The following is a 20,925-nucleotide window of genomic DNA, read 5'->3' as shown; positions in this document are numbered from 1 at the left end:
CGCCAGGCTTGACGATCGGCGCGCCTTGACGAACGGCACGGGCTGACGATCGGCGCGGGTGACGCCCGACGTGTGGTCGGACGCCACCCGAACCCGATCAGGGCAGGTCGATCGGGCGCAGCACCCGGTCCACGGAGTGCGCGATCTGCCGGTTGCCCTTGTTGACGTCGAAGGTGACGACGCGGGCGTCCCGGTCGTTGGTGTCGGCGTCGACAAGCCGCACCTGACGGAAGATGAACAGGTAGGTGCGCACGTCGACCTCGACGGTCGAGCCGAGCGCGGTGGTCAGGTCCGTGCCGTCGGCCCGGACCGCCGTCTTACGGTCGATCGTGGCGCCCGGCACCACGTGGTAGAGCAGTACGTTCTCCACGGTGTCGATGCCCAGGCCGGCGACGGCGCTGAACGCGGCGCTCTCACTCGGCAGCTTCGTGGCCTGCGTGATCTCGCGTACCAACTGCTGGAACGCGGCGTCGGTCGGAATGAACGCGGTCAGGGCGACGGTGCCGTCGGTGAGCACCTTGACCGGCGAGTTGGGCTTGGCCTCCAGCACGGCCAGCACGGCGGCGGTCAGCACGTCGAAGTCCCGCGAGTTGCGGTCGAAGCCGCTGGCGTCCTTGGTGAGCACCTGGGCGAGGGACGTCGTGCCGAGCGGCTTGGCCTTGCCGGTCGCCGAAGCGGCCGGCACGGCGACAGCCGTGGTGGCCAGCGCGGTGGCCATGGCGCCCACGGCCATCCTGGCGGCGAGTCGTGCGATCTTCATCAGCGGGCCTTTCGTCGATGCGTCGGATCCGTGACGTCTCGTCACGATCCATGCTTCGCACCAGGCAGGTCGCCCGGATGCATCGACGGCCGAAAAAGTTCCTCTGCCCCGTCGCGGTGGTCGGAATCAACGGGTGGGTCGAGCTGAGGCGGCCGCGGGACGGGATCCCGCGGCCGCCTCGTGGGTCAGCTCTGGCGCAGCGGTGCGAGCGCGCTGCTCCAGGCCACCACCTGGTCGAGGGTCACGCCGAGCGCCTCCAGCTGGTGCTGGTTGGGCGTGAAGACGCTGAAGTTCTCGAAGTCGGTGAAGAGCGACAGAGCAACCTGCGAGCGTACGTCGGCCATCTGGAGCTCACCGGCGATCAGGCGAAGGTGCTCGACGGCCCGTGCGCCGCCGACCGAGCCGTAGCTGACGAAGCCGACGGCCTTGTTGTTCCACTCGGCGTAGAGGAAGTCGATGGCGTTCTTCAGCGCCCCCGAGGTGGAGTGGTTGTACTCGGGGGTGACCATCACGAACCCGTCGAACGACGCGATCGTCTCAGCCCAGCGCAGGGTGTGCGGCTGGGTGTACTGCCCCATCGCCGGCGGATATGCCTCGTCGAGGTGCGGCAGCTTGTAGTCGAGCAGGTCGATCAGCTCGAACTCCGCGTCGGAGCGCTGCCTTGCGACATCGAGGACCCAGCGGGCCACGGCTTCACCGTTACGCCCCGGGCGGGTGCTTCCGAGGATGATCCCGATCCTGGTCATGGTGTTGGCGCCTTTCCGAAGGTTCGTGGTCTGCGTGCCGTCGAGAACCGTAGCCATTACTTGCTTCGTCAAGCAAATACAGCCGCCATGACCGTCGTCACACGGTGCGCGAGCACTTGCTCAATCAAGCAACTATGCTGAAGGAATGCACGAGAGCCCTGCCCGTCCACGCCCCCTCGGCCCCGACGAGGAGGCCCTGGTCCGCGCTCTGGGCCAGATGATGTACGTGCTGCCCCGCACTATCGACGCCGACATGGTCAGCGACCGCCAACTGCCGCTGACCGAGTACACGGCGCTCATGAACCTCTCCGAGGCCCCGGAACGACGGATGCGCATGCATGAACTCGCCTCGGTCTGCCACCTTTCGCTCAGCGGCATGACCCGCACCGTGATCAGGCTGGAGACCCAGGGCCTGGTGAAGCGGGAACGGTGCGAGGAAGACGCCCGCGGCTGGAACGCCATCCTCACCGAGGCGGGCCTGGCCCGCCTCCAGGAGTCCTGGCCGAGCCATCTGGCGGCCGTACGCCGGCGGTTCCTGCGGCACTTCGAGGGCCTGGACCTGGCTCAGTTGGCCCGCGCGTTCGAGCGGGTCGGCACGACCGACTGAGCCAGGTCGGGCTCCTCGTCAGGCGTTGGGCACGAGCCGCCAGCGGTTGTCGGCGCTGCCGTTGTCCGGGTCCTGCACGGCCTGCGCACCCCATGCCGTCGACCCGTTCAGGATGCCCAGCAGCTTGCCGCTGTTGACGTTGCGGATCTTGTAGGTGCCGTCCCCGTTGTTCACCAGGATCCACCTGTGGTCGGCGGTGCCGTTGTCGGCCCACTGGAGGACGCGGGCGTTGTCGGCGGTGGACATGTTCTCCACACCGAGGACCTTGCCGCTGTTGACGTTGCGGAACCGGACGGCGTCGCCGTCGGTCACCACTACCCAGTTGTGGTCGGCGGTGCCGCTGTCACCCCACTGCACGGCGAGCCCACCGTCGGCGGTGGACATGTTCTGGATGCCGAGGACCAGGCCGGTGCCGACGTTGACGAGCCGGTGACTGGCACCGCCGCTGCTGCCCGAAGTGTTCCAGTAGACGGTGTAGTTGAAGCCGTGGGCGTCCTGGAACGGCCCGAGGTTGACTGTCGCCCCGTTCGCGGAGGCGGTGAACGCGAGCGAACTGGTGCTGGTCCGTGCGATGGACGAGACGGCGAGCGACGGCAGCGCGTTCAGTGTGGTGTTGCCGTAGTTGCCACAGAGGACGCTCGGCCCGTACGTGACGGCGGCGACGGACGCGTTGTCGTTGGCGGCTCGCATGATCACCCGCATGGGCAGGCGCACAGTGATGGTGTCACCGGCGGCCCAGGTCCGGGTGATCGTGGCGTAGCTGCCGGGTGTGGTGGTCACCGACTGCGCCACGCCGTTGACGCTGATCGTCGCGCCGCTTGTCCACGCCGGGATGCGGACCCTGATGCTCCACGAGCCGCTCATCGTGCCGGACAGGGTGAGCGTGGTGGAGTCGCTCACCGGATAGGTGGTGGTCTGGGTGACAGTGACGCCCCGCTGCGACCAGGTCAGCACCGACGGCACGAACAGGTTCACCGTCAGGGTCGTGCCGTTGTAGAAGTAGATGGAGTCCATCAGCTTCGTGTTGATCTCCAGGCCGGTGCCCTGGCAACACCAGAACGAGTTGTAGTCGGTGCTCCAGGTGCCACCGCCCCACGCGGGACCCACGCCCCGACGCCCGCCCGGCCGCAGTGGCGTGAAGTACGTGATGTGGCCGTGGCTGTCGGCGGGGTTCTGGCCGCCGATCAGATGGTTGATCAGGGCGCGCTCGTAGAAGTCGAAGTAGTCCGTCCGGTTGGGGTCGAGCAGCCACAGCTCCCGGGTCAGCTTGAGCATGTTGTAGGTGTTGCACTGCTCGCAGGTGTCGTTGCTGAGGTAGCCGGCGATGGCGTTCGGCGCCCGGAAGTGCTCCGCCTGGCTGTTGCCGCCGATGACGTACGTGTGCGCGCCGACAGTGATGTTCCAGGCGTTGGAGGCGATGTCGCGGTACCGGGTGGTGCCGGTGGCCTTGAACTCCCGTGCGGCGCCCACCCACTTGGGCACCTGCGTGTTGGCGTGCAGTCCGTTGAGCTGGTCCTGGTTGGCGGCGAGCGGATTGAACACGGAGGCGTGGTCGAACCGCTGGGCGGTGGTGAGCCACCGCGCGTCGCCGGTCTGCTGGTAGATGTCGGTGAGCACCTCGTTCATGCCGCCGAACTCGGTGCCCAGCATCGACTGCATCTGGCTGGAGCTCAACCGGCTCGTCCGTGCGTCGACCCAGCCCGCGAGTGCCAGCAGCACCGAGCGCGCCTGCGTGTTGCCGGTGTAGCGCCACACGTCAAGAAGCCCGGCGAGGGTCTTGTGGATGCAGTAGTAGGGCACGTTGCCGTTGGACAGCGTCCGCGCCTCAAGTGCGGTGAAGTCGGACTCCGGGAAGCCGGAGAGGTAGCCCGCGCCGAACCCGGCAGCGCCGTTGTTCGCCTGGCACTTGGCCAGCTCGGCCACCATGTAGTTCGCCTTGTCCCGGCAGGTGGTGTCGCCGAGCACCGCGTATCCGTGGGCCCAGGCGGTCAGGAAGTGCCCCTGCATGTGGGTCCGGAACGGAAACGACGGCGCGTCCCAGCCTCCGTTGGTGGCGGCGCCGTTCGTGGACAGCCGGTGGTTGGCCCGGAAGTTGTAGAGCAGCCTGTCGACGTCGACGAAGCGGAGGTAGTTGAGGGTGCGGTTCTGGTTGTCCAGCCAGCGGCCGGTGGTCAGTCGAACCTGACCGAGTTCGAAGGGGTACGCCCCGACGCCAAGGTCGGCGCGCGCCGGCGGGACGACGGCAGCGGCGGCGGGGCCCGCGCTCAGGACGGTCCCGCCGGTGGCGGAGATGACGGCGGTGGCGCCGGCGGCTTGCAGCACGCGGCGGCGACTGATGGGCAGGGGTGACATGGAACCTCCACGGAGAGCGCAACAGGCGACGGAGCACAGCCGGGCGGGACGGGGCTCGACAGGGCGGTCAGACACGAGCGTTAGCGCTCACATCCGTGTCCGGCATGTTACGGCCGATGACCGCCTTCATTCAAGACGATGAGTGCGGTTCGTCCGTTGATCAGCGCTGTTACCGCTGATGGCGCGTCAGATGCCGACGGTGTTATCGATAACACCCGCGGCTCAGGCGGGCAGCCTCCCGGCCTCGAACAGAGCCCACGCGAGCAGCCCGAACGCGCCGGTCGACGCGACGGCGCGGACCACGTTGGCGCGTACCCAGGGCGTCTCGAAACGCTCCCGGAGCGCCGCCGGATCAGCGACCCGGTCGACGTCCCCGGCCCGGGCCAGCACGTTGTTGAGCGGCACGTTCACCACTGCGGTGAGGCCGAGCACCACCAGGTACGACAGCAACCCGGCGACGATCCACGGCAGCACCGCCCGGTGCCCGGCGTCCAGGTGCAGCGCCGCCGCCAGAAGCGTGAACACCAGTGCTCCACCGAAGCAGATGGCGAACCACCCGTTGAGGATGGACTCGTTGATCCGCTGCATGGCGAGCACGAGCGTGCGGTCGTCGGTGCGGCGAAGACCCGGCATCACCGCGTAGGCGAACGCGGTGAACAGGCCGGCGGTCAGACCGGTGGTGAGGGTGGCGGCGAGAAGGCTCGCGCTACGGAGGAAACCCATGCCCACCACAGTGCACCACCGGACGCGAGCGGCGTCAGCGGCGTCTGGCGTGGGCGGCCAACGGGTTGGTAAGGGTGCCGACGAACTGGAGCGCGGCCGACGGGTCGGCGAGGTCGATCATCTGCTTGTTGTTCCGCAGTTGCAGCCGGTTGAGGCAGGACAGCGTGAACTCCGGTGCGAACAGGTCGTAGTGGCGTACCCGCTCGGCCAGGTGCGGCACGGTGTCGAAGTAGTCGGACGCGCAGGCAGCGACCGTCCGCCAGAAGTCGCCCTCGGGCAGCACCCCGGCCTCGACGAGCACCGCGTTGAGGTGCCGCAGGAAGCAGTCGATCACGTCGGTGAAGATCGTCAGCAGCTTGGTGTCGTCGGGCACCTCGACGCGGATGCGCTCCACCGCCTCCGGCAGGACGACGTCGGCGCTCATCACAGCGATCTCCTCGGCGATGTCCTTGAAGATCACCCGCTCGACGGTGTCGGTCTCGTCGAGGACCAGGATGACGTTCTCGCCGTGCGGCATGAAGGCCAGGTCGTGGGCGTAGAAGCTGTGCAGCAGCGGGGTGAGGTAGGCGTCCAGGTAGCGGCGCAGCCACACCTCGGGCGCCAACTGCGACCGGGCGATCAGGGCCGCCGCCAGCGAGCCGCCGTCGTCGTCGACGTGCAGCAGCGCGGCCATCGTGGTCAGTCGCCGCCCCGGCGCGAGGCCCGGCACCGGGCTCTCCCGCCACAGGGCGGCAAACATCTTCCGGTACGGGGAGGTGCGTTCGGTGGCCGCCTCGTACTGCCGGTGCCGGTAGCCCACCGCGGCGCGCTCCCGGATCACCGTCAACCCGGTGCCGGCAAGCACCTCGTCGCCCGCGATCAGGTCGGCCAGCCAGTCGTTGATCGCCGGGGTGGCGGCCATGTACGCGGCGGACAGCCCACGCATGAAGCCCATGTTGAGCACCGACAGCGCCGTCTTGACGTAGTGCCGGCGCGGCTCGGTGACGTTGAAGAACGTACGGATGGACTGCTGGGCAAGGTACTCGTCCGGCCCGGGACCGAGGTGCACAAGCCGGCGCTCGGCGAGCTCACCGGCGAACGTGACCGCCAGCTTGTTGAACCACTGCCACGGGTGCGCCGGGATCAGGTGGTAGTCGGCGAGGTCCAGGCCGAGACCGGCCATTGTGGCGGCGAACCGGGCTCGGGTTTCCGGGTCCAGCTCCCCCTCGATCAACGCGTCGTAGTCGAGGTCGGCGGCGCTGCTGAACGTCGAGTGGTCCCGGTGCGCGGCCAACCACTCCAGGCGCACCGGCGCGGCGGCCTCCGGGGCGTACCTGTGGTATTCGTCGACCCCGAAGCCGAGTCGCCCGTTGTTGGCAACGAAGCAGGGATGCCCCTCGGTCATCGACGTCTCGATTGTCTGGAAGTCGGCCACGGCCAGTTCGGCGGCGCTCGGCCCGGCCTGGGCCAGCTTGTACGCGCTGCCGGCCAACGTGGAGGTGATCTCCTCCAGGTAGACAGGCAGCACCTCCGTGGAGAGTCCGAGGGTGCCGCGCAGCTCGACGATGAGATCCACAGCGTCGGGCGGCAGCGAGGTGCCGTCGCGCCGCCGGGTGATGCTGTCGGCGTCGACCTGCCAGTGCTCCAGGGCGAGCAGCCGGGCGGCGAACCGGTACGTGACAGTGCCGTCGTCGCTGCGGACCTCGTACCACTGCCGGTCGTCGTCGCCGGGCACGGGCTGGGGCGTGATCAGCCGCTCGTGGGTGAACTCGGCGAGCGCCTTGCGGACCAGCAGCCGGTTGGCCCGCGCCCAGCGCTGCGGCGTGAGGTGCCCGACCGGGTCGGCGGCGACGGCCGGCACGGACGGTGACGCGGGAACGGCGGTGGCGGTCACGCCTGGGCTCCTTCGAGATCGGTGACGGCGGCGTGGAACTGGGCCCTGGTGCAGACGCTGAGCAGCGCGTCCTTCTCCGGCTTGGCGATCTGGCCGACAACCTCGAAGCCGACGACGGCGTTCAACGCGTGCACGGCGGTGTTGCGTACGTCCGGCTCCACCACCACCCGCCGGGTCGACGGGTCGGCGAAGAGCCACGCCAGCACTGCGGTGATCACCGCACGGGTGAAGCCGTGCTCCGGGGCGTCGGTGGGCGCGCAGAGGAAGTGCATGCCCACGTCGCCGGGCTGGTTGTCGTAGAGCCCGACCAGCTCGACGTGGGCCGGGTCGTAGCGCTCGGCAAGGAAGGCGGGCGTCCCCCGCCACAGCCCGAGGTACGCGTCGTGGTGCGGGTGCTCGGCGATGCGCCGGTACTCAGTGGCCACCGCCGCCTCGTCGGCGTCCTGCATCAGCCAGAACGCGGCCTTCGGGTTCGTCACCCAGGCGTGCAGCAGCGCGGCGTCACCGTCCGGATCGAGGGTACGCAGCGCGAACTCGCCGAGCCGCCCGTCGGTGCGGGTGAAGACGGTGGTCACGACGTCGTCACCCCGAACTCCTGGAAGGTGATGCTCTTCTCGATCGGGTAGTGCTCCCGGCCGAGCAGCTCCCGAATGATGAAGGAGTTGCGGTACGGGCCCATGCCCAGGTCGGGTGAGGTGATGCTGTGCGTGTGGGTGCCGGCGTTCTGCAGGAAGATGCCCCGCCCGGTGTGGTCGATGCTGTAGTTGCGGGCCACGTCGAAACGGCCGTGCGCGTCCCAGCGGATCCTCTCGCGCACCGGCGCGAGGAACTCCGGCACCCGGTAGTGGTAGCCGGTGGCAAGCACCAGCCCTTCGGTGCGCAGCGTGAAGTCCCGTTCCTGCTCCACGTGCCGCAACCCCAGCGTGTACTCACCGTCGTGGTGCTCGGCGGTGACCAGCTCGGTGTTCGTCAGCAGGCGGGTGTTCACCGGACCGTCGACGCTGTGCGCGTACAGCAGGTCGAAGATGTCGTTGATCAGGTCGGCGTTGATCCCCTTGAACAGGCCCTTCTGCTCGGCCTCCAGCCGGTAGCGGGTGTCCTCGGGCAGCGCGTGGAAGTAGTCCACGTAGTCCGGTGAGGTCATCTCCAGCGTCAGCTTCGTGTATTCGAGGGGGAAGAACCGCGGCGAGCGGGTCACCCAGTTGAGCTGGTAGCCGTACCGGTCGAGGTCGCCGAGCAGGTCGTGGTAGATCTCGGCGGCGCTCTGCCCGCTGCCCACCACAGTGATGCTGCGCTTGGTGCGCAGCGCGTCCCGGTGCTCCAGGTAGCGCGAGTTGTGCACCGCGTCGCCGGGCAGTCCGTCCACGGCGGCCGGCAGGTGCGGTGGGGTGCCCGTGCCGAGCACCAGGTGCCGGGCGCGGTACTCGACGCTCTCCCCCTCGCCGGTGTCGGCCCGCACGACGTACCGCTCGTCGGCCGGGTCGTACTCCACTGTGGTCACCGCCTGACCGAAGCGCAGGTTCGGCAGCTTCGCCGCCGCCCACCGGCAGTACGCGTCGTACTCGCTGCGCAACGGATAGAAGCTCTCCCGGATGTAGAACGGGTAGAGCCGGCCGATCTCCTTCAGATAGTTGAGAAAGGAGTACGGCGACGTCGGGTCGGCGAGGCTGACCAGGTCGGCGATGAACGGGGTCTGCAACCGGGCCGACTCCAGCAGCATGCCCGGGTGCCAGGCCAGACTGGGCCGGGCCTCCAGGAACACGCCGTCCAGCTCGTCGATCGGCGCGGTGAGACAGGCCAACCCCAGGTTGTACGGGCCGAGCCCGATGGCGACGAAGTCATGGGTGGACATCCGGCCCTCCCGGCGCGGTTGCGGTGTCACGGGTCGGGTGGACGCGGCAGCCTGCTCGGCGCCGGCGTCAGCCGACATGGCAGGCCAGGTCGGCGGCGGTACGCTCGGCCACGTACCGACCGGCGTGGGCGGCGATCAGTTCGAGGACGTGACCCACATCGTCGACGGTGGTGGCCGGATTGAGCAGCGTGAACTTCAGGAAGTGCCGGCCGTCGACACGGGTCCCCGCCACGAGCGCGGCACCGGACGCGGCGAGCGCCTCCCGGGCGTACAGGTTGGCCTCGTCGGCCAGGTCGCGACCCGGGCCGGTGGGCAGGTAGCGGAAGACGACAGTGCTCAACTCGGAGCGCGTCACCACCTCGAAGCGGGGATCCTCGCTTACCAGTTGCCACGCGTCCGCGGCCCTGTCGACCACCTCGTCGAAGAGCGCGCCGAGGGCGTCCGGGCCCATCACCCGCAGCGTCAGCCACAGCTTCAACGCGTCGAAGCGGCGGGTGGTCTGCAGGCTCTTGTCGACCTGGTTGGGGATCCGCTGCTCGGCCATCCGAGCCGGGTTGAGGTAGTCGGCGTGGTAGGTGGCGTGCCGCAGCACCCGCCGGTCGCGGACCAGCAGCGCGCTGGAGCTGACCGGCTGGAAGAACGACTTGTGGTAGTCCACAGTCACCGAGTCGGCCCGCTCGATGCCGTCGAGCAGATGCCGGCGCGTCGGTGAGACGAGCAGACCGCAGCCGTACGCGGCGTCCACGTGCAGCCACACGCCGGCATCCGCGCAGATCCCAGCCAGCTCGGCGAGGGGGTCGATGGAGCCGAAGTCGGTGGTGCCCGCGGTGCCGACGACGGCCATCACCACCTGCCCGGCCTGCCGGCATCGGGCGATCTCGTCGCGGACGGCGGCGGGCTGCATCCGCCGCCGCGCGTCGGTGGGGACCGCGACCACGGCATCCGGGGCGAGGCCGAGCAGCTTTGCCGACTTCTGCACGCTGAAGTGGCCGGCGGCGGACGTGAGTACGCGCAGCCGGGGCAGCAGCTCTGCGCGGGCCGCCGGGGTGAGCGCAGCGGCGCACGCCTCCTCCCGGGCCAGCAGCAGCGCCTGGAGGTTCGACTGGCTGCCACCGCTTGTGAACACGCCGTCGGCGTCCGGGCCGAGGCCGACGCGGGCGGCGGTCCAGTCGATCAGGCGTCGCTCGATGAGGGTGGCGCCGGCACTCTGGTCCCAGGTGTCCAGTGAGGAGTTCACCGCACTGAGCACCGCCTCGCCCAGCAACGCCGGGATGACCACCGGGCAGTTGAGGTGGGCGAGATAGCGGGGGTGGTGGAACCACACGGTGTCGCGCAGGTAGACGTCCTCCAGCTCGTCCAGTGCCGCGCCCGCGTCGCCGAGGGGCCGGTCCAGGTCGACCCGGTCGACCACGGGGGCCAGGTCGGCGGGGGCGACGCCGGTACCGGGCTGCTGCACTGTGGCCACCCGCCGGACGACCCGGTCGACACCGTCGGCGATCGTCCGCCGGTAGTGCTCGACCGAGCCGTCGTGCAGCAGCTGCGCCCGCGCGCCGGCCAGTGTCCCCGGCGGCCCGGCGGCCGGCCACTGTGTGGCCGTTGCCGGCGGAATGCTCTCGGCGGGGTACGTCGGCACGGTCACGTGTCCTCCACGTTCTCGACGATGGGCAGCCGGAACCCTCCCCCGGCGCGGTTCCGCGCCGGGGGTCGTACTGCCTTATGGGTTGTGTCGCCGCTCAGACGCGCCGTCGCGTCAGCTGACCTTCTTGGCGTTCTTGATCGCGGTGGCCAGGTTCTCCAGCAGCGGTGCGGCACCTGCGTACGAGAAGCGGGGCACCGCGTCCCACGGGGTCACCTGGTTGGCCTTGACCGCCGGCAGCTGACCCCAGGTGGGCTTGGCGGCCAGGTCCTTGGGCTGAAGTGCGGTGCTGCGGTTGTCAAGCAGGATCAGGTCGGCTGGGAACTTGCCGGTGTTCTCCCAGCTCAGCGCCTCGAAGTAGTCGCCGGATTCGAGCTTGGTGGGCACCACGATGTCGACGCCCAGCTCGGCGAAGTACATGAGGTCGGTGCTCACCTTGGGGTTGGAGACGTAGAACAGGTCGGGGCTGCCGGAGCAGGCCATCACCTTGATGCCGGGGTTGGCCTTGACGGCCTGGCGGACGCTCTCGGCGGCGGCGTCGAAGCGGGTCTTCGCGTCGGTGACCTTCTTGGCGGACAGGTCCGCGCCGAGCGACTCGGCCAGGGCGGCGTACCGCTCGATGGGCTTGGTCATCGGCACCCGGGCCGTGGTGATCGCGACGCTGGGCGCGAGCGGCAGGATCTTGTCCTTGCTCTCGTCCGGCACGTACCAGAGGGCGTCGGGGTCGTACATGTGCGTGACGAGCAGTTCGGGGCGCAGGGCCGCGTACTTCTCCACACTGAACTCGCCCCACACGTTGCCCAGGATCTCCACGGACTCGACGTTCAGGTCGCCCGCCTGCGGGTCTGTCGTGCCGTCGGCCCGCTTGGTCTCACCGAACACGCCGACGATCTGCTTGTCGAGACCGAAATCGACAAGTGCCGCGGCCACCCCGGTGAAGGCCACCACGCGTGCCGGGCGGGCCGCCGCCTCGACCTTCTTGGTGCGGTCGTCCGTGAACGACCAGGGGCCACCGGTGTTGCCGGCGGCGGGCTTCGCGTCATCGTCCTTGCCGCAGCCGGCGAGCAGAGCGGCAAGGGTGGCGGCGCCTCCGGCGGCCAGCAGGCCACGGCGGGTCAGGCGACGGGCGGACAGAGATTCGGGCATGGTGTCGTCTTTCGATCAAGGGACGGCCGGGGTCGACCGGGACAGCGGGCTTAGGTTAGCCTAACCTCGGACATTGTCAACAGCGGTACGCCGTGTCGCCACACCCCCGGAGTTCACCCTGGACGCCACACCGTCCGTCAGCACCCTGGCGCCATCCGCGCCCGGGTCGACGGCATCACCGACCGCGCCGCAGCCGGCGCGGCGCTCCCGCCAGGCGGCACGCGCCGCCGGCCTGATCGCCGCCGTGGCGCTGCTCGGCGTCGTCCTGGTGCTCAGCATCGGGGTCGGCGCCAAGTCCCTGCCGCTCGCCGACGTCTGGGCCGGGCTGCTTGACCGCGACGCCGCCGAATACGCGGTGGTGCACCAGATGCGCCTACCCCGCACCCTGCTCGGGTTGCTTGCCGGTGCGGCGCTCGGAATGGCCGGCGCGGTGATGCAGGCCCTCACCCGCAACCCACTTGCCGACCCCGGGCTGCTCGGCATCAACGCGGGCGCGTCCGCCGCCGTTGCCACCGCGGCGTTGCTGGGCGTCACCGCCATCGGCGGGTACGTCTGGTTCGCGCTTGCCGGCGCCGCGGCGGTCACCGCCCTGGTCTACGCCGTCGGCGGCGGACGTGGCGCCACCCCGGCCCGCCTCGCGCTTGCCGGCGCGGCACTCAACGCCACTCTCTACTCGTACGTCAGCGCGGTCATGATGCTGGACACCGCCTCACTGGACCGGCTGCGGTTCTGGACGGTCGGCTCACTGGCCAGCGCCGACGCCGCGACAGTGACGCGGGTGGCACCGTTCATCGTGGTCGGTCTGCTGGTCGCCCTCGCCGCCGCCCGCCCGCTGAACGCCCTCGCGCTCGGCGACGACGCCGCCCGTGCGCTGGGCGCCCGACCCGCGCTCATCCGGGTGGCCGTCATCGTCGCTGTCACACTGCTCTGCGGCGCGGCGACCGCGGCCTGTGGCCCGATCGTGTTCGTCGGACTGCTGGTCCCCCACCTGGTACGCGCCCTGACCGGCCCCGATCTGCGCTGGCTCCTGCCGTACTGCGCGGTGCTCGCGCCGGTGCTGCTGCTCGGCGCCGACGTGCTGGGCCGGGTGCTCGGCCGACCCGGTGAACTCCAGGTGGGCATGGTGACCGCGGTGCTGGGCGGCCCGCTCTTCCTCTGGCTGGTCACCCGTTCCCGGGTGGCACACCCATGAGCGGGCTGAACGTTTCGGCGCGGCACGCCAGCGCGGAGCGCAGCGGAGCGGCGACATGACTGTCATCCGTACCCCCGGCGGGTTGTCCCTGCGGTTCCGCCCCCGCGCGCTGGCCATCGGCGCGGGCGCCGCAGTGCTCGCGGCCGGGCTCGGCCTGGTCGCGCTGGGCAGCGGCGACTACCCGATGGGTCCGGCCGACGTGCTGCGCACCCTGGGCGGTGGCGGCACCCCCGCCGAGCAGTTCATCGTGAACGAGCTGCGACTGCCCCGGCTGGTCACCGCCCTGCTTGTCGGCGCGGCGCTGGCCCTGTCCGGCACGATCTTCCAGTCGCTTGTCCGCAACCCGCTGGGCAGCCCCGACATGCTCGGCTTCACCCAGGGCGCGTCGACAGGCGCGCTCGTGGTGGTCGTGCTCGGCGGCAGCAGCATGGCCCTGGCCGGCGCGGCGGTCGTCGGAGGGCTCTGCACCGGCCTGCTGATCTACACGCTCGCCTGGCGACGCGGCGTGCACGGCTTCCGGCTCATCCTTGTCGGCATCGGCGTCGCCGCGATCCTCACGGGTGTCAACGGCTACCTGCTGACCCGGGCCCCTCTGATGGACGCCGCCCGCGCGGTGCTCTGGCTCACCGGCAGCCTGGACGGGCGGGGCTGGGCCAACGCCGGCCCGCTGCTCGCCATCACCGCCGTGCTGGCGCCGCTGGTGCTCGTCGTCTGCGGCCCGGCCCTGCGCATGATGGAGTTGGGCGACGACACGGCAAGCGCCCTGGGGGTGCCCGTGCGCCGGCTGCGTCTCGTCCTGCTCGCCGCGGCGGTGCTGCTCGTCTCGTTCTCGGCGGCCGCCGCCGGCCCGGTGTCCTTCCTGGCGCTTGTCGCGCCGCACCTGGCCAAGCGGCTCACCGGGTCGCCCGGCCCGAACCTGCTGCCGTCGATGGCCCTCGGCGCGGCCCTGATGGTCGGCGCCGACCTGCTGGCGCAGCGCGCGTTCACCGGGCACCAACTCCCGGTCGGCGTGGTGACCGGGATGATCGGCGGCGGCTACCTCGTGTGGCTGCTTGCCGTCGAACGCCGGGCGGGTCGGCTGTGAACACCCGCGACGCCCTCGAAGGAGCATCCATGGACGGCAGTTCCCGCCTCGGTGGCACCGGGCTGACGCTCGCCTACGACCGGCGCACCATCGCCGAGAACCTCACGGTGGAGGTGCCCGACAGGTCGTTCACGGTGATCATCGGCCCGAACGCCTGCGGCAAGTCGACGCTGCTGCGCGCGCTGTCGCGGATGCTGCGCCCGAGTGCCGGAGCGGTGCTGCTGGACGGCCGGGACATCCACGACCTGCCGGCCCGGAAGGTGGCCCGCACCCTCGGCCTGCTGCCGCAGTCGTCGATCGCGCCGGACGGCATCAGCGTCGCCGAGCTGGTCGCCCGGGGCCGCTACCCCCACCAAGGGCTGCTGCGGCAGTGGTCGCGCGAGGACGAACGGATCGTCGACGAGTCGATGGCCGCCACCGGCGTCGCCGACCTCGCCGACCGGCCCGTCGACGAGCTGTCCGGCGGGCAACGGCAGCGGGTCTGGATCGCCATGGCGCTGGCCCAGCAGACCCCGCTGCTGCTGCTCGACGAGCCGACCACGTACCTCGACATCGCCCACCAGATCGAGATCCTGGACCTCTGCGCCCAACTGCACGAGGAGCAGGGACGCACCCTTGTCGTGGTGCTGCACGACCTGAACCACGCGGCCCGCTACGCCACCCATCTCATCGCCATGCGCGACGGCCGGGTGGTGGCCGCCGGCGACCCGCGAACGGTGGTCACCGCCGACCTTGTGGGTGAGGTGTTCGGGCTGCCCTGCCAGGTGATCGACGACCCGGAGACCGGCACCCCGCTCGTCGTCCCGGCCGCCCGCCGACGGGCCGCCGTGACGGTGCCGGGGTTGGCGTGACCGAGGACGGTGGGCGGCGCCCCGCCAGGCGGTTCCGCGACAGCTGGGGTGTGCCGCACCTTCGCGCCGACGACCCGCTCGCCCTCGCGGCGGCGCAGGGCCGCGTCACCGCGTACGACCGGGCGTGGCAGATCGAGGTGGAACGGCACCGGGCACAGGGCACCAGCGCCGCGTTCCTCGGCGCCGACGCGCTCGCCTGGGACCGCTTCGCCCGGCAGGTCCGGCTCGCCGACACCGCCCGCCGCTGCCACGCCGCGCTGGACTCCGCGACCGCCGAGTGGGTCGGCGCGTACGTCACCGGGGTCAACGACGGCCTCGCCGCCGGGGCGGGCAGGGCACCGGAGTTCGCGGCGGTCGGGCTGACCCCCGGCCGGTGGGAGCCGTGGACGCCGCTCGCTGTGTGGCTGGGCCACCACATCCTGTTCGCCGGGTTCCCCGGCAAGCTCTGGCGCGAGCACGTCGCACGCAAGCTCGGCCCGGCGTCCGTCGACCTGTTCGCCATCGACGGGCCGGCCGTCGCCGGCAGCAACGGGTGGCTGCTGGCCCCCGAACGCACCGGCACGGGCGCCGCCCTGCTCGCCGGCGACCCGCACCGCTTCATCGAGGATCCGGGCGTCTACCAGCAGATCCGGCTGGCCTGCCCGGAGTACGACGTGGTGGGGCTGGCCGTGCCCGGCGTACCGGGGATCGCCCACTTCGGCCACACCGGGACGGTGGCATGGGCGATCACCAACGCGATGGCCGACTACCAGGACCTGTACGCCGAACGGTTGCGCCGGGACGGGACCCGGGTGCGGGCGCTCGGCCCGGACGGCTGGCAGGACGCCCACCACCATGTCGAGACGATCGAGGTGGCCGGTGCGGAGCCGGTACGGGTGGACGTGGTGGAGACCGACCGGGGACCGTTGATCGTCGGCGGGCCGGACGACGAGACGGGCATCAGCCTGCGCTATCCGCCCCGGGTCCGCTCCGAGCTGGGCTTCGCGGTCCTGCCGGCGCTGCTGCGCGCCCGTACGGTGGCCGACGTGGACGCGGCTGTGGAGCGCTGGGTGGAGCCGGTGAACGTGGTGCAGGCGGCCGACACGACGGGCGGACTGCTGCACCGGGTCGCCGGCGCCGTGCCGGTACGGCATCCCGACAACTGCCGACGGGTGGTCCCGGCCTGGGAGGCCACCCACGCCTGGCGGGGCTGGCACACCCCGATGCCCCGCGCCGAGGTGACCGGCCGGGCGGTGATGGCCAACGAACGCGGGCTGGCCGCGCCGCTCGGGGTCGAGTTCGCCCCACCGCACCGCGCGCGTCGGATCGGCGAACTGCTCGACGCCGGGCAACGCTGGACGGCCGACCGGATGGCGACTGTGCACACCGACACGTACCTGGGGTCGGCCGGCGCGCTCCTGACGGTGCTGCGGAACCTGACCGGGCTCGCCCCGACCGCCGCCGCGCTGCGGGACCGGCTGCTGCGCTGGGACCGGCGGATGAGCGCCGACAGCACCGACGCCGCGGACTTCGCCACACTGCGGGCCGCCGTCGTCCGCCGGTTCGCCGCCCATCCGGCGCTGGCCGCGCTCGCCGACCCGCCCGCGTACCCCGAGGTGTTCGCGCCCTGGCTGGCACTGACGCCGAGGGTGGGTTACGCGCTGGAGCACCTGCTCGGCGGCACCGCGCTGCCCGGCGTGGACGTTGCGGCGCTGGTCCGGGCGGCGGCCGAGGAGGTCGCGGCCGAACGGCCGGTGCCCTGGGGGGACCTGCACCGGCTGACGCCGTGGCGGGCGCTGCCCGACCAGGCGGCCGGACCAGGCGCCCGGCTCGACGGCGACCACGACTGCGTGCTGGCGACGTCAAGCGTGCCCGGGGTGACACATCGGTGCTTCCGGGGGCCCGCCGCGCGTTTCGTGTGGGACCTGGCGCGGCGTGCGGACAGCCGCTGGGTGGTCCCGCTGGGCGCCAGCGGGGTGCCCGGCGACAGGCACCACGACGACCAGAGCCCAGCGTGGCTGGCCGGTGAGCTGCTGCCGGTGACCACCGACTGGGCCGAACTCACCGAGGAGCCAGATGAGCAGTGACACCTCCACCGTCGACGGGCACCACTACCGGCGGGACGTCCCCGGGTTCGGGGTGGTCACCATCCGGCCGGTACGACCCGACGAGGACGCCGACCTGCTGCACGGTTGGGTCACCCAGGAACGCGCCCGGTTCTGGGGGATGCTCGACGCGAGCCGCGAGCGGGTGCACGAGATCTACGCGTACCTCGACTCGCTGGACACCCACCACGCGTACCTGGTGCACCGCGACGGTGTGCCGGCCGCGCTGGCGCAGACGTACCAGCCCGAGGCCGACCCGGTCGGCGAGTGCTACGAGGTACGCCCCGGCGACGTCGGCGTGCACCTGCTGATCGGGCCGCCGGTAACTGTCGAGCCCGGCTTCACGGGCGCGCTGTTCGGGGCGATCCTGGACTTCGTCCTCGCCGACCCGACACGGCTGCGGGTCGTGATCGAACCGGACGCCCGCAACGAGCGCGCCATCAACAGGTTCCTACGCACCGGCTTCCGCCCCGGACCTCTCATCGACCTGCCGGAGAAGCAAGCCCGACTGCTCTTCCTGAACCGCCCCGCCGCCAGGCCCTGCTGAAACCCCGTCGATCTTGCAGTTGTGGTCGCCCATGAGTACCGTTTTGCGGCTTTCGTCGGGGCAGCAAGTGCAAGATCGGCGCGGGGTTTCAGGACGGGTGCGTTGCCAGCTTGGCCAACTGGTCCAGCTGGGTTTCGTCAGTCAGGGCTGAGCCCACGGCTGCCACCCGTACGCCGGCGTTCAGGAACTGGGCGGCGTTGCCGGCGTCGAGGCCGCCGGTGGCGACGAAGCGCAACTGCGGCAGCGGGCCGGCCATGGCCTTGAACCAGGCCGGGCCGAGCGAGATGGCCGGGAACGCCTTGAGCCAGGTGAGGCCGTGCCGCAGCGCCTGCTGCGCCTCGGTCGGGGTGGCCACGCCGGGCAGGTGCGGCAGGCCGCGTGCGGCGGCGGCGTCGGCGACCGCGAGGTCCAGGCCGGGCGCGACGGTGAACGCGGCTCCCGCGTCCGCCGCGGCGATGACCTGCGACTCGTCGAGCACGGTGCCGGCGCCGACGATCCGGCCACGCTCCCGACCCGCCTCGACGGCGGCGCGCAGCGCCGGCACCGCGTCGGACGTGGCCACCGGGACCTCCACCACGTCGATACCGAGATCCCAGGCGCGCTCGGCGAGGCGGACGGTCTCGGCGACCGGAAGCCCGCGCAGGATGGCCATCACCCGGGCGCTGCCGAAGATGTGGTCGAAGTCCGTCATGGTCATTGCGTTCTCCATCCGAGGTCGCGGGAGATCTGCCGGGTGGTATCGAGCAGGCGGGGCAGCAGCCCGCGCAGGTCGGCGAGGGTGGCCACCACCGTCGGCGCGGTCACCGACACCGCCGCGGTGACCGACCCGTCGGCCTGCCGCACGGGCGCCGCCACGCAGGTGATGAGCGTTTCGAACTCGCCGTCGTCAGCGGCCCAGCCCTGCTCCGCGACGGTCGCCAGCTCCGCCCGCAGGGCGGCCGGCTCACAGATGGTGGCCGGGGTGTACGCGCGCAGCTCGGCACCGTCGACCAGCCGGGTCAGCCGGGACTGCGGGCTGTACGCGAGCACCACCTTGCCCACCCCGCTGGCGTGCCAGGGTGCGGTGCGACCGATCCGCGAGTACATCCGCACCTGACCACGGGCCTCGATCTTGTCCACGTAGACAAGGTCGTCGTCGACGAGCTGGGCCAGGTGGATGGTGTGCCCGCAGTCGCGGCCGAGCGCCGCCAGGTGTGGACGGGCCACCGCGCGCACGTCCAGGGAGTCCAGTGCCTGCTGGGCGAGGTCGATCAGACGCAGGCCCACGGCCCAGCCGCCGTCGCTGCGCCGCGCGAACCCGCCCGCCTCAAGGGTCTGCAGCAGGCGCAGCGCTGTGGACTTGTGCACGCCCAGATCGGTGGCCACAGCGCCGAGCTGCGCCGGCTCACGTGCCAGCAGTTCGAGCACCCGCATCGCCCTGTCGACGCCCTCGGACACGCCTCAGCCCTCGGCCCGTACGCCGGTCAGGTCCGGTGGCGACCAGGGGTCGTCGAGCAGCCTGTCGAACCACGACCACTGCGGCACCGGCGCGTTGTCGCCGCTGCTGCCCAGCGCCTGCGCGGCGACCAGGTGCCCGAGGCGCAGCCGGCGGACCGGATCGAGGCCGCGCAGCACCCCGGCCAGGTATCCGGCGGCGAACGCGTCACCGGCGCCGACCGGTTCCACCACCGCCACGCGGGGCGCCTCAACGAACACCGGTTCGGCGTCGTGACGCAGGGCGGTGGCGCCCACCGCGCCGTCCTTGACGACGACAGTCCGCGGACCGGGCAGCAACCGGCGTACGGACAGCGGGTCGCCGGTGCCCCACAGTGCCTCTGCCTCGTCCTGACCGACGAAGACGAGGTCACTGCGGTCGGCCAGGTCCCGCAGCACCGGCGCGGCCTGCTCGGCCGGCCAGAGCCGGGCCCGGTGGTTGACGTCGAAGCTGACGAGCGCGCCCGGAACCGGCCGGTCGGTGACCGCGTGCGCGACAAGCGCCCGGCACGAGTCGGAGAGCGCCGGGGTGATGCCGGACAGGTGCAGCACCCGCGCGCCGGTCAGCCGAGGGTCGGCCAGCGCGTCGGCGCCCATGCGGGAGGCCGCCGAGCCGGCCCGATAGTAGTGCACGGCGGTGGCCGTCGGCCCTGGGTCCTTGACATACAGGCCGGTGGGGGCGGTTGGGTCCACTGTCACCAGGTCGACGTGGACGCCTGCGGCAGCGACGTGCCGTACGACCGCACGGCCGAACGGGTCGTCACCGACCCGGCTCACCCACGCCGCGTCGTGCCCCAGCCGGGCCAGGTAGCCGGCCACGTTGGACTCCGCGCCGCCGACGGAGAGGGCGACCCGCTCGGCGTGCTCCAGCGGCTCGCCCGGCGCGGGGCAGAGCACGACCATCGTCTCCCCCACCGTGACCACCTCGACCGGCGGGGAGCCGGCCGGGACTGCGGCGTCATGGGGTCGGGGCTCGGTCGACATGGGGGCACACGTCCTCGCGGAAGGGGTCCGGGGTGCCGCCGAGCCTAGGCCCGTTGCGCTGCCTGAGCAACCGTTGCGCTGAGTGCAACGATGGTCAGGGTAGCGTCAGCCCGTACGCCGCCAGCACCTCCGAGATCGGCTGGTAGTAGGAGACGCCGCCGGAGGTGCAGTTGCCGCTGCCGCCGGAGAGGATGCCCAGGATGACGCCGGTGGACGCCACGTAGAGCGGCCCGCCACTGTCACCCGGCTCGGCGCAGATGTTGGTCCGGATCAGGCCGGAGACGGAGCCACCGGCGTAGTTGACGGTCTGGTTGAGCCCGGTGACGGTGCCGCACCGCACCCCGGTGGTCGCCCCGCTGCGGCAGACCGCCTGACCCACGTACGCATTGCCGTAGCTGTTGACGGTCAGCAGCCCCGGATAGGTGTGGATCGCGCTCGGGTGGGCGATCCTGCTGGTGTAGCGGATCAGCCCGTAGTCGTTGCCGGGGTAACTGGTGGCGGTGCGGGTGCCGAGCACTGTGGTCTGCGCGCTGTCGGCGTACCAGGTGCTGGCGGCGGCGGTGCAGTGCCCGGCCGTGACCACGTAGTAGGTGCTGCCGCTGCGCACGTTGGCGCCCAGCGAGCACCTGGCACCACCGCCGTAGATGCCCTGCCCGGCGGCGATCAGGGTGCGCAGCGTGCCGGGTTCCCGGCGCAACAGGACGCCTGTCCGGTCGGCGACCGTCCGCAGCGTCGCCACCTCAGCGGCGGTCACGGTGTCGTCGACAGTGAGGGTCATTCGGCCGGTGGCCGGGTCGAATCCCCATGCGGTGCCCGCCGTACGGACCCCGGCGAGCGCGGTGACGGCCTCGCCCACCCGGTCGGGAACGGCGGCACGGTCGGGGACGGCGGCGCGCGCGACGCCGGGCGCGCCGAGCAGGAGGGCGGTCAGGACGACGGCGACGAGCGGCGAGCGGCGCATCCGAGCCTCCGCAGAAATCGAGATACGTGGATACAGCGAGCATCGCCCGGCAGC

General features: G+C 71.4%; 19 protein-coding genes. 6 read left to right on the top strand and 13 right to left on the bottom strand.

Going from position 1 to position 20,925, the window contains the following annotated elements; translation table 11 throughout:
• Positions 1–97 precede the first annotated feature (97 nt).
• Together ADK66_RS25815 and ADK66_RS25810 are read right to left on the bottom strand one after the other, a co-directional pair.
• Complete coding sequence (locus ADK66_RS25815; RefSeq protein ID WP_053659711.1) at positions 98–760, bottom strand: fasciclin domain-containing protein; 663 nt, start codon at positions 758–760, stop codon at positions 98–100.
• A gap of 185 nt (positions 761–945) precedes the next feature.
• The gene (locus ADK66_RS25810) at positions 946–1,506 is read right to left on the bottom strand and encodes an NADPH-dependent FMN reductase (protein WP_053660061.1); all 561 of its coding nucleotides are present in this window, start codon (positions 1,504–1,506) and stop codon (positions 946–948) included.
• Between the two features lie 145 nt (positions 1,507–1,651).
• On the opposite strand from ADK66_RS25810, the gene ADK66_RS25805 reads away from it, so the two are divergent.
• Complete coding sequence (locus ADK66_RS25805) at positions 1,652–2,113, top strand: MarR family winged helix-turn-helix transcriptional regulator (protein WP_053659709.1); 462 nt, start codon at positions 1,652–1,654, stop codon at positions 2,111–2,113.
• Positions 2,114–2,131: 18 nt separating this feature from the next.
• Here ADK66_RS25805 and ADK66_RS25800 read toward each other — a convergent pair whose 3' ends face one another.
• The 7 genes from ADK66_RS25800 to ADK66_RS25770 form a co-directional block, all read right to left on the bottom strand.
• Entirely contained in the window at positions 2,132–4,465 is a 2,334-nt protein-coding gene (locus ADK66_RS25800) for a beta-L-arabinofuranosidase domain-containing protein (RefSeq protein WP_053659708.1), read from the bottom strand.
• Between the two features lie 222 nt (positions 4,466–4,687).
• Positions 4,688–5,188 carry a DUF1772 domain-containing protein gene (locus ADK66_RS25795; RefSeq protein WP_053659704.1) on the bottom strand — a complete coding sequence of 167 codons (501 nt, stop codon included), beginning with the start codon at positions 5,186–5,188 and terminating at the stop codon, positions 4,688–4,690.
• 34 nt (positions 5,189–5,222) lie between these two features.
• Positions 5,223–7,061, bottom strand: a complete 1,839-nt coding sequence (locus ADK66_RS25790; protein ID WP_369814825.1) for an IucA/IucC family siderophore biosynthesis protein — start codon at positions 7,059–7,061, stop codon at positions 5,223–5,225.
• Positions 7,058–7,636 carry a GNAT family N-acetyltransferase gene (locus ADK66_RS25785; RefSeq protein WP_053659703.1) on the bottom strand — a complete coding sequence of 193 codons (579 nt, stop codon included), beginning with the start codon at positions 7,634–7,636 and terminating at the stop codon, positions 7,058–7,060. The genes ADK66_RS25790 and ADK66_RS25785 overlap by 4 nt, the downstream gene beginning before the upstream one ends.
• Positions 7,633–8,913 carry a lysine N(6)-hydroxylase/L-ornithine N(5)-oxygenase family protein gene (locus tag ADK66_RS25780; RefSeq protein ID WP_053660056.1) on the bottom strand — a complete coding sequence of 427 codons (1,281 nt, stop codon included), beginning with the start codon at positions 8,911–8,913 and terminating at the stop codon, positions 7,633–7,635. The genes ADK66_RS25785 and ADK66_RS25780 overlap by 4 nt, the downstream gene beginning before the upstream one ends.
• Positions 8,914–8,980: 67 nt before the next feature.
• Positions 8,981–10,552, bottom strand: a complete 1,572-nt coding sequence (locus tag ADK66_RS25775) for an aspartate aminotransferase family protein (RefSeq protein WP_082377669.1) — start codon at positions 10,550–10,552, stop codon at positions 8,981–8,983.
• Positions 10,553–10,663: 111 nt separating this feature from the next.
• Positions 10,664–11,695, bottom strand: coding sequence for an ABC transporter substrate-binding protein (locus tag ADK66_RS25770; protein WP_053659701.1), 1,032 nt, complete (start codon positions 11,693–11,695; stop codon positions 10,664–10,666).
• A 145-nt stretch (positions 11,696–11,840) separates the two neighbouring features.
• Between ADK66_RS25770 and ADK66_RS25765 the strand changes: the two genes are divergently transcribed.
• Genes ADK66_RS25765 through ADK66_RS25745 form a run of 5 tightly spaced genes read left to right on the top strand, consistent with a single transcriptional unit; the run spans position 11,841 to position 17,453 of the window.
• Positions 11,841–12,887 (top strand): iron ABC transporter permease, encoded by a 1,047-nt coding sequence (locus ADK66_RS25765; RefSeq protein ID WP_053660052.1) that lies wholly within the window; start codon positions 11,841–11,843, stop codon positions 12,885–12,887.
• A gap of 55 nt (positions 12,888–12,942) precedes the next feature.
• Positions 12,943–13,971 (top strand): iron chelate uptake ABC transporter family permease subunit, encoded by a 1,029-nt coding sequence (locus tag ADK66_RS25760; RefSeq protein WP_053659699.1) that lies wholly within the window; start codon positions 12,943–12,945, stop codon positions 13,969–13,971.
• Positions 13,972–14,000: 29 nt separating this feature from the next.
• On the top strand, positions 14,001–14,822 hold the full coding sequence (locus ADK66_RS25755; protein ID WP_053660050.1) for an ABC transporter ATP-binding protein: 822 nt from the start codon (positions 14,001–14,003) through the stop codon (positions 14,820–14,822).
• A complete protein-coding gene (locus ADK66_RS25750; protein WP_053659697.1) occupies positions 14,819–16,888 on the top strand; it encodes a penicillin acylase family protein in 2,070 nt (689 codons plus the stop codon). The genes ADK66_RS25755 and ADK66_RS25750 overlap by 4 nt, the downstream gene beginning before the upstream one ends.
• A complete protein-coding gene (locus ADK66_RS25745; RefSeq protein WP_053659695.1) occupies positions 16,878–17,453 on the top strand; it encodes a GNAT family N-acetyltransferase in 576 nt (191 codons plus the stop codon). The genes ADK66_RS25750 and ADK66_RS25745 overlap by 11 nt, the downstream gene beginning before the upstream one ends.
• Positions 17,454–17,541: 88 nt before the next feature.
• Here ADK66_RS25745 and ADK66_RS25740 read toward each other — a convergent pair whose 3' ends face one another.
• The 4 genes from ADK66_RS25740 to ADK66_RS25725 all read right to left on the bottom strand — a co-directional run bounded on the left by ADK66_RS25740 (position 17,542) and on the right by ADK66_RS25725 (position 20,871).
• Positions 17,542–18,150: a bifunctional 4-hydroxy-2-oxoglutarate aldolase/2-dehydro-3-deoxy-phosphogluconate aldolase gene (locus ADK66_RS25740; RefSeq protein WP_053659693.1), complete on the bottom strand. Its 609-nt coding sequence runs from the start codon at positions 18,148–18,150 to the stop codon at positions 17,542–17,544.
• Positions 18,147–18,890, bottom strand: coding sequence for an IclR family transcriptional regulator (locus tag ADK66_RS25735; RefSeq protein ID WP_053659690.1), 744 nt, complete (start codon positions 18,888–18,890; stop codon positions 18,147–18,149). The genes ADK66_RS25740 and ADK66_RS25735 overlap by 4 nt, the downstream gene beginning before the upstream one ends.
• A gap of 3 nt (positions 18,891–18,893) precedes the next feature.
• The gene (locus tag ADK66_RS25730; RefSeq protein ID WP_053659688.1) at positions 18,894–19,910 is read right to left on the bottom strand and encodes a sugar kinase; all 1,017 of its coding nucleotides are present in this window, start codon (positions 19,908–19,910) and stop codon (positions 18,894–18,896) included.
• A 94-nt stretch (positions 19,911–20,004) separates the two neighbouring features.
• Positions 20,005–20,871 carry a S1 family peptidase gene (locus tag ADK66_RS25725; protein WP_053659686.1) on the bottom strand — a complete coding sequence of 289 codons (867 nt, stop codon included), beginning with the start codon at positions 20,869–20,871 and terminating at the stop codon, positions 20,005–20,007.
• Positions 20,872–20,925: the final 54 nt, after the last annotated feature.

Origin of the sequence: Micromonospora sp. NRRL B-16802 (genome assembly GCF_001279555.1) — a bacterium.
GTDB classification, from domain to species: Bacteria; Actinomycetota; Actinomycetes; order Mycobacteriales; family Micromonosporaceae; genus Micromonospora; species Micromonospora profundi.
This window is presented reverse-complemented; position numbering and strand designations above follow the sequence as displayed.

What these genes read in the sequence shown, in the direction of transcription:
- ADK66_RS25805 (WP_053659709.1), top strand. Translation starts at nt 1,652, where the DNA reads ATGCACGAGAGCCCTGCCCGTCCACGCCCCCTCGGCCCCGACGAGGAG.
- ADK66_RS25815 (WP_053659711.1), bottom strand. Translation starts at nt 760, where the DNA reads ATGAAGATCGCACGACTCGCCGCCAGGATGGCCGTGGGCGCCATGGCC.
- ADK66_RS25795 (WP_053659704.1), bottom strand. Translation starts at nt 5,188, where the DNA reads ATGGGTTTCCTCCGTAGCGCGAGCCTTCTCGCCGCCACCCTCACCACC.
- ADK66_RS25725 (WP_053659686.1), bottom strand. Translation starts at nt 20,871, where the DNA reads ATGCGCCGCTCGCCGCTCGTCGCCGTCGTCCTGACCGCCCTCCTGCTC.
- ADK66_RS25745 (WP_053659695.1), top strand. Translation starts at nt 16,878, where the DNA reads ATGAGCAGTGACACCTCCACCGTCGACGGGCACCACTACCGGCGGGAC.
- ADK66_RS25770 (WP_053659701.1), bottom strand. Translation starts at nt 11,695, where the DNA reads ATGCCCGAATCTCTGTCCGCCCGTCGCCTGACCCGCCGTGGCCTGCTG.
- ADK66_RS25810 (WP_053660061.1), bottom strand. Translation starts at nt 1,506, where the DNA reads ATGACCAGGATCGGGATCATCCTCGGAAGCACCCGCCCGGGGCGTAAC.
- ADK66_RS25780 (WP_053660056.1), bottom strand. Translation starts at nt 8,913, where the DNA reads ATGTCCACCCATGACTTCGTCGCCATCGGGCTCGGCCCGTACAACCTG.
- ADK66_RS25730 (WP_053659688.1), bottom strand. Translation starts at nt 19,910, where the DNA reads ATGTCGACCGAGCCCCGACCCCATGACGCCGCAGTCCCGGCCGGCTCC.
- ADK66_RS25755 (WP_053660050.1), top strand. Translation starts at nt 14,001, where the DNA reads ATGGACGGCAGTTCCCGCCTCGGTGGCACCGGGCTGACGCTCGCCTAC.
- ADK66_RS25740 (WP_053659693.1), bottom strand. Translation starts at nt 18,150, where the DNA reads ATGACCATGACGGACTTCGACCACATCTTCGGCAGCGCCCGGGTGATG.
- ADK66_RS25760 (WP_053659699.1), top strand. Translation starts at nt 12,943, where the DNA reads ATGACTGTCATCCGTACCCCCGGCGGGTTGTCCCTGCGGTTCCGCCCC.
- ADK66_RS25800 (WP_053659708.1), bottom strand. Translation starts at nt 4,465, where the DNA reads ATGTCACCCCTGCCCATCAGTCGCCGCCGCGTGCTGCAAGCCGCCGGC.